The 12,891-nt window shown below is 66.3% G+C and carries 15 protein-coding genes; 4 read left to right on the top strand and 11 right to left on the bottom strand.

What is annotated here, in order from left to right:
• Window positions 1–61: 61 nt before the first annotated feature.
• Entirely contained in the window at window positions 62–289 is a 228-nt protein-coding gene (locus NW198_RS01660) for a hypothetical protein (protein ID WP_087313222.1), read from the bottom strand.
• A 332-nt stretch (window positions 290–621) separates the two neighbouring features.
• Between NW198_RS01660 and NW198_RS01655 the strand changes: the two genes are divergently transcribed.
• The gene (locus NW198_RS01655) at window positions 622–1,464 is read left to right on the top strand and encodes a LysR family transcriptional regulator (RefSeq protein ID WP_258339754.1); all 843 of its coding nucleotides are present in this window, start codon (window positions 622–624) and stop codon (window positions 1,462–1,464) included.
• A 130-nt stretch (window positions 1,465–1,594) separates the two neighbouring features.
• Here the strand turns inward: NW198_RS01655 and tatA are convergent, their stop codons facing one another.
• From tatA to NW198_RS01635, 4 genes are all read right to left on the bottom strand, one after another.
• Complete coding sequence (gene tatA / locus NW198_RS01650; protein ID WP_087313226.1) at window positions 1,595–1,792, bottom strand: twin-arginine translocase TatA/TatE family subunit; 198 nt, start codon at window positions 1,790–1,792, stop codon at window positions 1,595–1,597.
• A 139-nt stretch (window positions 1,793–1,931) separates the two neighbouring features.
• Window positions 1,932–2,360, bottom strand: a complete 429-nt coding sequence (locus tag NW198_RS01645; RefSeq protein WP_258339753.1) for a hypothetical protein — start codon at window positions 2,358–2,360, stop codon at window positions 1,932–1,934.
• Window positions 2,360–3,661 carry a phenylacetate--CoA ligase family protein gene (locus tag NW198_RS01640; protein ID WP_087313230.1) on the bottom strand — a complete coding sequence of 434 codons (1,302 nt, stop codon included), beginning with the start codon at window positions 3,659–3,661 and terminating at the stop codon, window positions 2,360–2,362. The genes NW198_RS01645 and NW198_RS01640 overlap by 1 nt, the downstream gene beginning before the upstream one ends.
• A 390-nt stretch (window positions 3,662–4,051) precedes the next feature.
• Window positions 4,052–4,471 (bottom strand): hypothetical protein, encoded by a 420-nt coding sequence (locus NW198_RS01635; RefSeq protein WP_258339752.1) that lies wholly within the window; start codon window positions 4,469–4,471, stop codon window positions 4,052–4,054.
• 164 nt (window positions 4,472–4,635) lie between these two features.
• Here NW198_RS01635 and NW198_RS01630 point away from each other — a divergent pair, with 164 nt between their 5' ends.
• Both NW198_RS01630 and NW198_RS01625 read left to right on the top strand, forming a co-directional pair.
• Complete coding sequence (locus NW198_RS01630; RefSeq protein WP_087313234.1) at window positions 4,636–5,715, top strand: 6-phosphofructokinase; 1,080 nt, start codon at window positions 4,636–4,638, stop codon at window positions 5,713–5,715.
• Between the two features lie 123 nt (window positions 5,716–5,838).
• On the top strand, window positions 5,839–6,237 hold the full coding sequence (locus NW198_RS01625; protein WP_258339751.1) for an ABC transporter ATPase: 399 nt from the start codon (window positions 5,839–5,841) through the stop codon (window positions 6,235–6,237).
• A gap of 88 nt (window positions 6,238–6,325) precedes the next feature.
• Here the strand turns inward: NW198_RS01625 and buk are convergent, their stop codons facing one another.
• The 6 genes from buk to NW198_RS01595 form a co-directional block, all read right to left on the bottom strand.
• Complete coding sequence (buk, locus tag NW198_RS01620; RefSeq protein ID WP_258339750.1) at window positions 6,326–7,435, bottom strand: butyrate kinase; 1,110 nt, start codon at window positions 7,433–7,435, stop codon at window positions 6,326–6,328.
• A 1-nt stretch (window position 7,436) separates the two neighbouring features.
• Window positions 7,437–8,432, bottom strand: coding sequence for a phosphate acyltransferase (locus NW198_RS01615; protein WP_258339835.1), 996 nt, complete (start codon window positions 8,430–8,432; stop codon window positions 7,437–7,439).
• 12 nt (window positions 8,433–8,444) lie between these two features.
• Window positions 8,445–8,678: an acyl carrier protein gene (locus tag NW198_RS01610; protein ID WP_087313242.1), complete on the bottom strand. Its 234-nt coding sequence runs from the start codon at window positions 8,676–8,678 to the stop codon at window positions 8,445–8,447.
• Between the two features lie 61 nt (window positions 8,679–8,739).
• Complete coding sequence (locus tag NW198_RS01605) at window positions 8,740–9,159, bottom strand: Zn-ribbon domain-containing OB-fold protein (protein ID WP_087313244.1); 420 nt, start codon at window positions 9,157–9,159, stop codon at window positions 8,740–8,742.
• A gap of 31 nt (window positions 9,160–9,190) precedes the next feature.
• Window positions 9,191–10,477, bottom strand: a complete 1,287-nt coding sequence (locus NW198_RS01600; protein ID WP_258339749.1) for a thiolase family protein — start codon at window positions 10,475–10,477, stop codon at window positions 9,191–9,193.
• Between the two features lie 191 nt (window positions 10,478–10,668).
• A complete protein-coding gene (locus NW198_RS01595) occupies window positions 10,669–11,355 on the bottom strand; it encodes a TetR/AcrR family transcriptional regulator (protein WP_158094534.1) in 687 nt (228 codons plus the stop codon).
• Window positions 11,356–11,431: 76 nt separating this feature from the next.
• Here NW198_RS01595 and NW198_RS01590 point away from each other — a divergent pair, with 76 nt between their 5' ends.
• Window positions 11,432–12,748: a CdaR family transcriptional regulator gene (locus tag NW198_RS01590; RefSeq protein WP_258339748.1), complete on the top strand. Its 1,317-nt coding sequence runs from the start codon at window positions 11,432–11,434 to the stop codon at window positions 12,746–12,748.
• The last annotated feature ends 143 nt before the right edge of the window (window positions 12,749–12,891 follow it).

Raw genomic sequence — 12,891 nt, 5'->3', positions numbered from 1 at the left:
GCACTTCGACAAAGAAAAAGGAGCCCGCAGGCTCCTCCTCCCTAAGTGGGATATGTGACGCTTACGCCGCGCACACGCACTTGACGAGCAGGGGCGAATCCGCGTGATTCTGCTCGTGGGAGGAGAACCACTCGTCAACGTCCTTGAACAGAAGCCCCTTGCTGTCCGCATGGAAGCGGCGCTCGTGGCCGTCCATGATGGCGCGATACTCGCCGCTCATGAACCAGCCGTTGTGACACGCGTCGAGCACCTTGCGCTCGCGCTTGCTCATGTCCTTGATCTTGGTCATGCCTTCCCTCCTTTCGTCTGTATCGTGACGCGATTTTTATACCCAATTTGCCCGCTAACCGAAAGAGGCTTGACAGAACGTTTACAACTCCTACATGAGTCGTTAAGACGTCGTTAAGCTGGGGTTTATAAAATGTCTGTCGAGAGGCGCATTGTCCCGACGCCTTCACGAGTCGTTCACGGTCGACCGTTCGCGGCAGCATGCCGCAGAGGGTAGAAACGCCCCATCAGACGCTTGGTTTTGTGTCGTGGGGCATGCACGGCGCCGCGCGACGTCACGCTGCTGTCAAACGATACAATCTTGCTATATCGCAGCCGTTCGCAGGAGGTTTCGTGAATCTCAAGCAGCTCGAGTACTTCGTCGCCATCGCCGAGGAGGGCCAGATCACCGCAGCCGCGCGACGTCTGCACATCTCGCAGCCCCCGCTCTCCTACGAGCTCGCCCAGCTCGAGCGCGAGCTCGGCACGCAGCTTGTGCGCCGTGGGCCGCGCGGCGTCACGCTCACCGAGGCGGGCCGGCTCCTGCACGAGCGCGCCGCGCGCATCCTCGCGATGGCGACCGCCACGGCACGCGAGGTCTCGAGCGTGGGAAAGGGGCTCACGGGAACGCTCTGCCTCGCGGTCTGCGACTCCGCCGCCGGACTTGCCCCGGGCACTCGGCTCGCGGAGCTCTCGCGCCTCGCGCCGGAGGTCTCGATCGAGATGCTCGACGGGAGCGTACCCAAGGTCCTCGAGCTCGTCGCGAGCGGCCTTGCCGAGGTCGGGGTCGTGCGCACGCCCTTCTCCTCCCAGGGGCTGCGCTGCCGATACGCCCCCGCTGAGCCGCTCGTCGCCGTGATGCCCCAGGAGCTCGAGCGCGGCGACGAGCTCGAGGTCAGGCTCACCGAGCTCGCCGACGTCCCGCTCGCCTGCTCGCGACGCGTGGCGGCCCAGCTCGCTCAGACGCCGTTTTGCCTCACCGAAGACGATCGCGCCACATGCGCCTGCTCCGCCGCAGGCCTGGGAGTGGGGCTTGTGCCGCGGTCGCTGCTCTCGACCTGCGACACGGGGGCGTGCTTTATCAAGGTCGTCGCCGAGAAGGACCTGGAGTCGCGCGCCGCCGTCATCTGGAAGGCCGACCGTGCGCTCTCCCCGCTCGCCGAGCGTGCCGTCGCCCTTCTCGGCGAGCTCGCCTAACCCGCTCGTCCGTTCGAGTCCCGCGCGTCGAGGACAGCGCGCGGACCATGGCCGGAAGGTCCCGACGCACAGAAACGCCCCCGGGCGGGAAAGGGTCCCGGGGGCTGGGAGGAAGGCTTGCTCGAAGAGGCTACTGCGCGAGGTCGTCTTCGGTCGTGGACGCGGGGGAAGGCTCCGAGTCGCCAGAGCCCTCCTCCATGCCCTCTCGAACGCTCTTGACCGTCTTTCCTAGGGCAGACCCCAGCTTGGGCAGGTTCTTGGGACCAAAGATAACGAGCACGATGAGAAGGATCACCGCCAGCTCGGGAATGCCCATGCCAAGAATCATGCGTGTCGCCTCCAGAAGATCTCGTCACCGTACGAGACCATGGTAGGCCTGCCGCTGGCAATCGTAAAATACATAGTAAAGGGGACTGCCATATAAACGATATATGGCAGTCCCCTCAGACGCATTCCGTAAGCTGTCGTTACTCGACCTCTGACTGATCAAACACGTGGAAGCCCGCCTTCTCGATGGCCCAGCTCGCCTCCGCCGCGCTCGCCGGGTCGGCGATCTTGAGCGCCAGCACCGCCATGTCGTCGGTGGTGGAGAAGCAGTAGAAGTACTCGATGTCCACGTCGAGGTCGTCGAGCTTCTCGAGCAGGTCGGCAGCGCCGCCCGGGTGGTGCGGGACGGAGATCGCCATGACCTTGGTCTTGATGGCGCGGTAGCCACCGGCCTCGAGGGCCGCGAGCGCGGCGGCCGTGTCGCTGCAGATGATGCGCACGATGCCGTACTCGGTGGTGTCGGCCACGGAGAGGGCCGCCATGTTGATGTTGGCGTCACCGAGGGTGCGGCACAGCGATGCGATGCGGCCGCGCTTGTTCTCGAGGAAAACCGTAATCTGATCGATCATTACTTGATCCCCTTTCGCAGGTCGACGATGCGCTTGGCCTTGCCCTCGCTGCGCGCGATGGTCTTGGGCTCCACGAGCTTGACTTTGACGCCCACGGACAGCGCCGTCTTGAGGCGCGCAGAGATCTCCTTCTGCAGGCGCTCGACTGCAGCGACGGAGTCGAAGGCAAAGTCGGGGTTGACCTCGGCCTTGAGCGTGACCATGTCGAGCGAGCGGTGATCGGTGTCGACCTCGATCTGGTACCAGGAGGAGACCTGGTCGAAGGTCTTCATGACGTCCTCGATCTGGCTCGGGAAGACGTTGACGCCGCGGATGATGAGCATGTCGTCGGTGCGGCCGTGGATGCGGTCGATGCGACGGTGCGTGCAGCCGCAGGCGCACTCCCCCGGCAGGATGCGCGTGATGTCGCGCGTACGGTAGCGCACCACGGGCGACGCCTCGCGGTCGATCGTGGTGAGGACGAGCTCGCCCCACTCGCCGTCGGGCAGGACCTCGCCGGTGTTGGGGTCGATGATCTCCGCGTAGAAGTGATCCTCGGCCAGGTGCAGGCCATCTTGCTCCCAGCACTCGATGGCGACGCCCGGGCCCATGGTCTCGGTGAGGCCGTAGACGTCGAGGACGTGGTAGTTGAGCTTGCGCTCGAGGTCGCGACGGAAGTTGTCACTGAAGGGCTCGGCGCCGTGGATGCCCGCGCGCAGATGGAAGTCGCGCGCCGGGTCGATGCCCATCTCGAGGGCGGTGTCAGCGATGTGCATGGCATAGCTCGGCGTGCAGCAAATGATGGTGGAGCCCATCTCCTTGAGCACGCGGATCTGGCGCTCGGTGTTGCCCGCGGACATGGGGATCGTGGTTGCCCCGGAGTAGAGGCCGCCGTAGTGGGCGCCCAGGCCGCCGGTGAAGAGGCCATAGCCGTAGCAGACGTGCACGACGTCGTCCTTGCCGCCGTTTGCGTACTCGATGCCGCGCGCAAAGCACTCGCCCCAGATGTCGAGGTCGTGCTGGGTGTAGCCGCCCACCGTCGCCACGCCCGTGGTGCCGGAGGACATGTGGATCTCCTTGACCTCGGAAAGGGGCGTGGCGAACATGCCGTAGGGATAGTTGTCGCGCAGGTCCTGCTTGGTCACGAACGGCGCCTTCTGGAGGTCGTCGAGGCTCTTGACGGCATACGGGTCAAAGCCGGCCTCGTCGAAGCTCTTCTTGTAGAACGGCACGTTCTCGTAACACGCGATCACGGTCTTCTTGATGCCCTCGAGCTGGATCTGCTCGATCTGCTCGTGGGGCGCGTGGAGGATCTCCTGCATCTTGCTCGCCCTTTCCTGAAAGCACGCGGACACAGGGATTTTACGGCGTGCGACGTGCGGGAAGGACGCGGGCGGGCGGCGCGTTCGCAAACGGAAACCATGGGAACGCGGGTCACGGACGTGACGGGCGCTTCGCGGCATGCAAAACGTGCCTTCGGTCCATATTGCGATCCCTTCGGATACAAAAGTCGCCTTCGATCCATGCGGATTTGGCCCCTTGGCGGCATCTCCATCAGCATCAGTTCACTATTGGTTTAATGATGCAAAGTCATAGAGAGGGCAACGCTTGAGAAGCTGCCAAAACTCATGGATCGAAGCCCGGTTTTGTTTCTGGGCGCCGCGAAATATGGACTGAAGGCAAGAAGTGCAGGCGCCCGCGCCGGTCAGACGCTAGCGAAGCGCCTCGAGGCGCGCGAGCACGGTGCGCGTGGCCCCGATGGCCGCCTCGACGCCGTCCTGGGCGTCGTCGATCTTCTTCTGCACGTAGAGGTCCACGAACGGATTGTCCGCGATCACGTCGAGCGCCGTCGCGATACCGCCCACGTCGACGCGCAGGCTCTCGATGGTGCGCACGTCGTCCACCTCGCGCGTGAAGGCGTAGAGGTCCGCGCGGGCCCGCTCGAGCGCCTCGCGAGCGTCACCCAGGCGCGCATGCTTGACCAGGCTCGTGATGAGACCGCCCGCGAGCAGGTCGAAGAGTCCCCAGTTGCTCGCGCTGTCGAGCGCCTCGGACGCCTCCTCGAGACTCTCCAGCGCCCGTCTCCCGGCAAGCACCGCCTCGCGCACCTCTCGCCTCTCATCTGCCGTCACGACACTCCCCCTTCCCAATGTCCCTCACGACCAGTGTGACAGATGTGGGACGACGAGGCGCGACACACGCCGCTGAGAACGATACCGTTTGCGGACGCGACGCCGCACGGCTGGCTGAAAGCGCAATAATGCGTCTATCTGTGGACAAGAGGAAGGGAACAGCTATGCTTCGAGTCGGTCTTCTCACGAGCGGCGGCGACTGCCAGGCGCTCAACGCCACCATGCGCGGCATCGTCAAGACGCTCTACCGCCAGTCCAAGGAGCCCGTCGAGGTCTACGGCTTCGAGGACGGCTACCAGGGTCTCATCTACGAGCGCTACCGCATGATGGACAACCGCGACTTCTCGGGCCTGCTCACCCGCGGCGGCACCGTCCTCGGCACCAGCCGCACGCCGTTCAAGCTCCTCGACACGCCCGAGGCGGACGGCGTCAACAAGGTCCAGGCCATGAAGGACACCTACGCCAAGCTCAAGCTCGACTGCCTGTTCATGCTCGGCGGCAACGGCTCCACCAAGACGGCCAACCGCCTCTCTCAGGAGGGCCTGAACGTCATCGCGCTGCCCAAAACCATCGACAACGACACCTTTGGCACCGACATGACCTTCGGCTTCACCAGCTCGGTCGAGGTCGCCACCCGCTGCATCGACGAGATCCACACCACTGCCTCGAGCCACGGCCGCGTCTTCGTCATCGAGATCATGGGCCACAAGGTCGGCTGGATCCCCCTCTACGCGGGCGTCGCCGGCGGCGCCGACGTCATCCTCATCCCCGAGATCCCCTATGACATGGACAACGTCGTCCGCGTCATCGAGGAGCGAGACAAGGCCGGCTCGCGCTTCACGATCGTCGTCGTCGCCGAAGGCGCCATCTCCAAGGAGGAGGCCGCGCTCTCCAAGAAGGAGTACAAGAAGCTCGTCGCCGAGCGCACCTCCCCCTCGATCGCCTACGACATCGCCGCCGAGATCGACAAGCGCACCGGACGCGAGATCCGCATCGCCGTCCCCGGCCACACCCAGCGCGGCGGCCAGCCGGACGCCCAGGACCGCATCTTCGCGACGCAGTGCGGCGTCGAGGCGGCCCTCGCCTGCCTCAAGGGCAAGTTCGGCGTCATGATCGCCCAGGTCAACGGCAAGATGTGCCGCGTCCCGCTCGAGGAGGTCGCCGGCAAGCTCAAGTACGTCGACCCCAAGAGCGACCTCGTCAAGGAGGCCAAGGCCCTCGGCATCAGCTTCGGCGACGAGTAGGCTGTGCCTCTCGCACAAACGAGCGCCTGCGTGCGGGGTCTCTTTTGAGACCCCGCACCTTTTTTGCGCACCTCTACGAGACGTACGCTCTTCTCGACAGAACCAGCGAGAAGGGGCAGCGTCATGTGCGAGTGGAACCGCAACGTCATCATCCAGGACCTCGTCCTGGCCATCGTCATCAACACGAGCGCGACGATCATCGACGGGGCGCCGTTCGACCACACCTGGTACACCTTCACCTGCGTGGCGCTGGCCACCAACATCATCGGCCAGCTCGTCCTGCCCACCGGCGCCGTCGCCCGCGCGCTCACCGGCTGGGCCGGCGACGCCTCATGGCGCGTCTACGCACAGATCTTCATCGAAAACCTCATCTTCGTGACGATCATCTCGCTCACCGAAGCCTTCGTGCACACGGGCGGCGCCGGCCTCGTCGCGGCGTGGCTCAACTCCTACGTCTGGCTCGTGATCATCGGCTACGCGACGTCGGTCGTCCTCTTCCACGCGCTCAAGCCGCGCGAGTAATCATCTCTCCCAACATGAGGGCAAAAGGGGCGCGGGCGAGAAAAACCTCGTCCGCGCCCCTCGCCTGTTGCCCCCAAAGCCCGGAAAACTAGTCGTCGAAGCCGGTGAAGACGGGCACGCCCGTGTAGGTGCGCGGCTCCTCCTGGCCGCAGAGCACGCGCCGGGCACCGGCCGCCATGGCCTCGAGCTCGAACTCACCCGGATAGGCCGTGACCGGGGCGATCCACTCGCAGCGCCTGCGGATGTCGGCGACCAGGCCCTCGTTATGGACCATGCCGCCACCGAGCAGGATGCCGTCGACCTTGCCCTCCAGAACGCAGGCCATCTCGCCGATGGTCTTGCAGATCTGATAGATCATCGCGTCCCAGGCGCGCTTGCAGGCGGGTTCGCCCGCTGCCGCGCGCCGGCTCACCTCGAGCGCGTCGGAGGTGCCGAGAAGGTCAACGAAGCCGCCGGTCTTCATGCACAGGGCGCGCGCATCGCCGGTGGTGTGGCTCTCCAGGTAGCGCAGCAGCTCCACCACGGGCACGGCGCCGCAGCGCGTGGGCGCCATCGGGCCGTCGCCACCGACGATGTCGTTGCCGTCGACCATCTGGCCGCGGTCGTGGGCCGAGACGGAGATGCCCCCGCCGATGTGGCACACGACGAAGCGGCAGTCCTCGTAGCGCCGCCCGAGCGACGCCGCATGGCGGATGGCCGTCTCCTTGAGGTTGAGCGCGTGCAGGTGCACGCGACGGTACACGCCCCTCACGCCGGTCATGCGCGCAAGGTCGCAGAGCTCGTCGGTGTCGGGCGGGTTGACCACGAAGGCGGGCTTGCCGCCGGCCGCCTGGGCGAACTCGCTCGCGAGCTGCGGGCCGAGCTGCGCGGGGTGCTGGATGCCGTTGGCGCCGTCGTGGGAGTGGCGCAGCATGACCTCGTTCACCGCGTAAGTGCCGCCCGGCGTGGGCAGAAGCCCGCCGCCGCGCCCGACGAAGGCGTCGACGCTCGCGAGGTCGACGCCATGGGCGTCGAGCATCTCGAGGATGGTGTCGCGGCGGTAGGGCATCTGCTCGGAGATGCCGCCGAACTGCGCGAGCCTCTCGGCGGAGTGCGCGACGTTCTCGGAGAAGACCTCCGTCTCCCCGTCGAACAGGCCCACCTTGGTGGAGGTGGAGCCGGGGTTGATCACGAGCACGCGATAGTTCTTCTCGGCCATGCTAGCCCTCCAGCGCCTGGGCGCGCACGCAGCTCATCACGACGTTGCCCACGATCTCGGAGACGGGGGCGGAGCGGCTGCAGTCGCACACGATCTTCTTGAAGCCCTGCAGCATCGGGCCGTAGGCGTCGGCGCCGGTGAGGTTCTGGATGATCTTCACGCCGATGTTGCCGACGTTGATGTCGGGCCAGATGAGCAGGTTGGCGCGGCCGGCGACCTCGGATTCGCGGGCCACCTTCTTGGCGGCCACCTTGGGGTTGATCGCGGCGTCGAACTGGAACTCGCCGTCGATCTTGAGGTCGGGGCGACGCTCGTTGGCGATGTCGCGCGCCGCGCGCACCTTGTCCACGAGCTCGTTGTCCATCGAGCCGTCCGTGGAGTGGCTGAGAAGCGCGCAGCGCACGTCCCAGCCGGTCAGCGCCGCGACGGTCTCGCTCGAGGCGATGGCGATCGAGGCGAGCTCCTCGGGCGTGGGGTTCACGCACACGGCCGAGTCGCCGAAGCCGATGAGGCCGCCCTCGCCGCCGTCCCAGCCCGGCACGTCGGCGATGCCGCAGGAGCTGATGGTGTCCACGCCGTCGGCCAGGCCCACGATGGTCTGGGCGGCGAGGATGATGTCGCCCGTGGCGCTCGCGATGCCGGCGAACATGACGTCCACGTCGCCGAGCACCTGCATGATCAGGGCGCGCTCCAGCGGGCGCGTCATGCGGCGCGCGACGCCCTTGGCCTTGTACTTGCAGTCGGGGTGCGCGAGGTAGCGCTCGGCGCAGGCGGCGTTGCCCGCCTCGTCGGTGACGTCCACGACCTCGACGCCGTCGAGGCTGACGCCGCGCTCCTCGGCGAGGCGCGCGAGCTCGCTGGCGTCGCCCACGAGCACGCACTTGGCGAGGCCGGCCTCGGTGAGTTCGGCCACGGCGCGCATCATGGTGTCGTTGTCGCCCTCGGGGAAGGCGACGCGCATCGGGCGCGCGGCGGCGCGATCGCGCAGGGTCTCCATCAGGCCCACGGCTTACTCCATCTCTTCCTCGACGCGCTCCACGAGCTCGCCGATGGTCTTCATGGTCATGACCTCGCGGATGGGCACCTCGGCGTCGAGCTCGTTCTCGATCATGGAGGTGAGGGCGATCATCTTCATCGAGCCCTTGCCGAGCTCGGCGAAGGTGGTCTCGGCGGTGACCTCGCCGTCGTACTTGTAGGCGGACTTGGCGAACTCGCAGACCTGCTCGAGGACTTCCTGGCTCATGGCGTTTCCTTTCTTTTGTCGTGTTCAGAATGGGTCAAAAGGGGTCTGTCCCCTTTCGTCGTTAGTCGAGCTCGAAGCAGAGCTCCTTGTAACCGGGGCGGTCGATGATCTTGGGGTGGACGCCGACCTTCTCGCCGGCGATGAGGCGGGCGCGGATGTCGGCGGCCTTCTTCTTGGTGATGCCGAAGATCACGTAGGTGTAGGCCGGGCCCTCGTCGAGCTCGACGGCGCCGTAGGCGTACTTGCCGACCTCGCGCAGGTAGGGCTTGTCGTTTTGCGGCCCGGGAAGCGTGAAGTCGATGAGGCGGCCGTGGCCGGAGACCTCGCACCACTCGGTCGCGTGATAGCCGCAGGCGTTGCAGGCCAGGTGGGGCGGGAACTCGATCGCGCCGCACTCGAGGCAGCGACGGCCGTAGAGCTTGCCCTCCTCGAGGCCCTGGTAGAACTTCTTGACGACGGGCTCCATCTGATCAAGCTGCATGGGGTATGCCTCCTTTGTCCTCTCGGCTCTTCTACTCGACGGTGCGCAGGATCTGGCAGCGGACGTTCTGGGAGCCGCCGAAGCCGCGCAGGAACGTGGTGCGGGGCACCTTGGCCATCTGCGTCGCGCCGGCCTCGCCGCGCATCTGCTTGACGGCCTCGTAGATGTCGGCGATGCCGGAGGCGCCGTGCGCGTGGCCGAAGTTGCAGCGGCCTCCGTGCGGGTTGATGGGCTTGTCGCCGTCAAAGGCGGTGCGTCCCTCGATGGCGTACTTCCAGGCCTCTCCGCGCGGGATGTAGCCGCACTCCTCGGCGGAGCAGATCTCGGACGCGAGGAAGAAGTCGTTGCACATGAACAGGTCGACCTCGTCCGGAGAGACGCCGGTGAGCTCGTAGACCTGCTTGGCCGCGATCTCGGTCGCCCAGTGCTCGTTGTGCACGAGGCCCGCCTCGACGGCGGAGGCGCCGGTGCCCAGGACCTCGATCGGGGCGTGCGGCACGCCCATGGCCTTGGCCTTCTCCGTGGGCATGACCACGATGGCGGCGGCGCCGTCGCACTTCTTCTCGAAGCCGGTCACGCGCAGGTACTGGGTGACCTTGGGGTTGTACATGCTCTTGAGGTACTCGTCGGCCGTCTCGAAGCCCATCTCGGCGGCGTCCTGTTCGACGGTGGTCTCGTAGTAGGCCAGCGGGTTGGCCACCGCGCCACGGCGCAGGCTCTTGGTGAGGCCGTTGAGCGCGTCGTCGATCTTGTCGGCGTCGAGGTCGTAGATCATCGAGTACTCGTTGATCCAGTTGTCGAAGGAGACGCCGAAGGCGCCGTCGAGCGGGCGTCCGTAGGCGCGGTCGTAGATCTTGTCGAGTGAGGGGATCATGACCTCGAGCGGGAAGTCCTGGCGCACGTGGGAGGGCATGTGCTCGACGGGCAGCGTCGAGGCGAGGTCCACCGCGCCGGAGAGCACCACGTCGTAGGTTCCGGAGGCGACGGCCATCACGGCCTGCTCGAGCGCCACGTAGCCGGTGCAGCAGGCCTCGGAGTGGTGCACCGAGCCCTTGGAGCGCATGCCAAGCCAGTCGGCCACCTGCATGTTGGGGGTGATGCAGTCGTTGATCAGATAGGGGTTGGCGGCGCCGTGATAGAAGAAGTCGACGTCGCGCGGCTCGAGGCCCGCGTCGGCGATCGCCTCGAGCGCGGCGTAGCCAAACGCCTCGCCCTCGCCGATCCCCTGGGTCTCTGGGTGGTCCTCGAAGTCCTTGAACGGGGTGCAGCCCACGCCCACGATCGAGACGCTGCGCATGTTCCTGCCAAGCTTGACCATAGCATCACATCCTTTTCCGAAGCATTGCGTACCTTCCATGTCTCGCATGCTATGCCGCATGCCAAATGCCGAGAAGAACCTCTGGGCTCAGGGCGTTCCGCCCTGTGGGACAACTTTGCGTACGGTGTTTCTTTTCGCTGGTGAAAGGTATTGTTCGAGAGGGAGCGGGTCTGCCGCTCGGCGGTCGGAACCTACCGCTGGCGGCGCCGCTCGCCCTTCTCGTCCCGCACGTCCCGCCCGTCCTTCTCGCCCCGCGCGCCCCTTCCGCGGAACGGCGACGCGGGCACGTGACGCGCGTTGGTCTCGTCGAGGAAAAACGGCGCGTAGAAGAGGCGGTTGAGCACGCCGGCGACGACCTCCGGGGAGACCTCCGGGCGCTCCTCGAGCCAGTACTGGATCACGTTGTGGTGGCCGGCGAGAACGAAGGCGAGGTAGAAATCGCGGTAGGTGTCGGAGCCCTCCACGTCGGAGAGGCGCTCGCGGAAGTGGTCGTGCATGAGGATCGTGGCCTTGTGCACGAACTGCGGGTCGCCGTGCGGGCCGTTGAGCGCCACGATCTTGTCGCGCCGCTCAGCGAGGACCTCCATGCGCCGGATCATCGTGGGCGTGGGGTCGAGCTCGGACTGGCCGAAGCGGGCCTTGAGGGCGTAGCTGTTGATGGAGTGCATGTTGGCCAGCACGTCGGTCTCGAAGGCCTTGACCACGTCGTCGACCGAGCCAAAGCGCCGGTAGAAGGTCGAGCGGGAGATGCCGGCGAGGCGCACGACGTCCGCCACGCGGATGTCGGGGATGTCGGTCGTCTCCATGAGCGTAAAGACCGCGTCCTCGATGCGCGCGTCGACGGGGTCCATCCTGTCGCTGCCTCCCCAGACCGTCATGGTCGCCCTCCCTTTCATTTCCATTATCATGTGTCGCGGAAATCCGTCAGCAGCGCACCGCCGAAAGGAGCCGTGAATGGAGCAGGGCGACCCTTCCACGCAGGCGAGAAGAGACCGCATCCTCGCGGCGCTCCTCTCCGACCGGGGCATCAGGCACCTCGTCGACGAGGCGGCCGACGCCCTCGGCAACCCCATCGTGGTCGTGGACCCGAGCTACCACTACGTCGCGAGCGGCGGCGTGTCCCCGGCGGCCGATGACGACTCCGCCTACGCGCGCGTGATGCGCGAGGAGATGGCCTTCGGCGACATCCTCGAGGACGGCGTGGCCTTCATCGAGGACGACGGCATCAACGAGCGGCTCGCCCGCGCCCGCGGGCCCGTGGTGCGCGACAACGCCAACCTCGCCCTCACCACGATGACGCAAAACGTCATGGTACACGGCATCTGCCTGGCGCGCGTCATGATGATGGCCCACGAGAGGCCCTTCGCCGAGGGTGACGTCGAGGACTTCTCGCTTTTGTGCAACGTCGTCGGGCAGGAGCTGCAGAAGGGGGAGGTCTTCACCGTGGGCAGCGCCCAGATGGAGTCCTACTTCCTGCGCCGCCTGCTCGAGGACGAGCAGCCCACGCCCCAGGCCACCGCGCGCCGCCTGGCGCTTCTTGGCCTCGAGCCGCTGCCCACGCTCTTCGTCGTGGTGGTCCGCGACGCGTCCGGCGGCGCCCTCGGCGCTCGGGACGAGGAGAGCCTGCGCGGCCAGCTCCAGCCGATGCTGGTCAAGAGCCTCACGACCTCCTACGGCGGCGACCTCGTGATCGTGGCGAGCCGTGCGGAGGGGCCGATGCTCTCCGCCTACGACCGGCGCCTGCTCGCGCGCGTCGCCAAGGACAACGATGTGCTCGTGGGCGTGAGCAACGCCTTCGACGACATCTGCGACGTGCGCCGTCACCTCGCCCAGGCGCGCTCCGCGATCCACTTTGGCTCCTCCTACACCAAGGTGCTCGACGACACCCACGTCTACAACTACTGCGACTACACCTACATGGAGCTGCTCGACTTAGCCAACGACCGGGTGAACCTGTTCAACTACGTCCATCCCGCGATCTGGGCGCTCTACGACCACGACCAGCGCCACGGCAGCGAGCTGGTGGAGACGCTTTACGCCTACATGCAAAACGGCTCCAGCACCGCGCGCACCGCGCTTCTGCTGTGCCTGCACAAGAACACGCTGCTCTACCGCCTGGGCCGCATCAAGGAAATCTGCGAGAACGACCTCACGTCCGGCGAGGACCTGTTCTTGTTCCACCTCTCCATCCGCGCCCTGATCTACCTGGGCCTGCTCGAGACGCGCACCAAGCCGCGCACGAGCGACGACCTCCGCGCGCACCACAAGTGAGGGCGCGAGGAGGTCGCCCTTCTCGGCCGGATCGTCCGGAACCCGCACGTTTCGAGGAAGCGCGCGGATTCCGGACGCTTTTGTCGAGAAGAACGACCGGAACTCGCACCTCTTCCGGAGACGTGCGGACTCCGGACGCTTTC

The sequence above is a fragment of the Thermophilibacter sp. ET337 genome (assembly GCF_024733715.1).
In the GTDB taxonomy this organism is placed as follows: domain Bacteria; phylum Actinomycetota; class Coriobacteriia; order Coriobacteriales; family Atopobiaceae; genus Thermophilibacter.
Note: the sequence above shows the minus strand (reverse complement) of the source record. Positions and strands in the feature narration are given on the sequence as shown.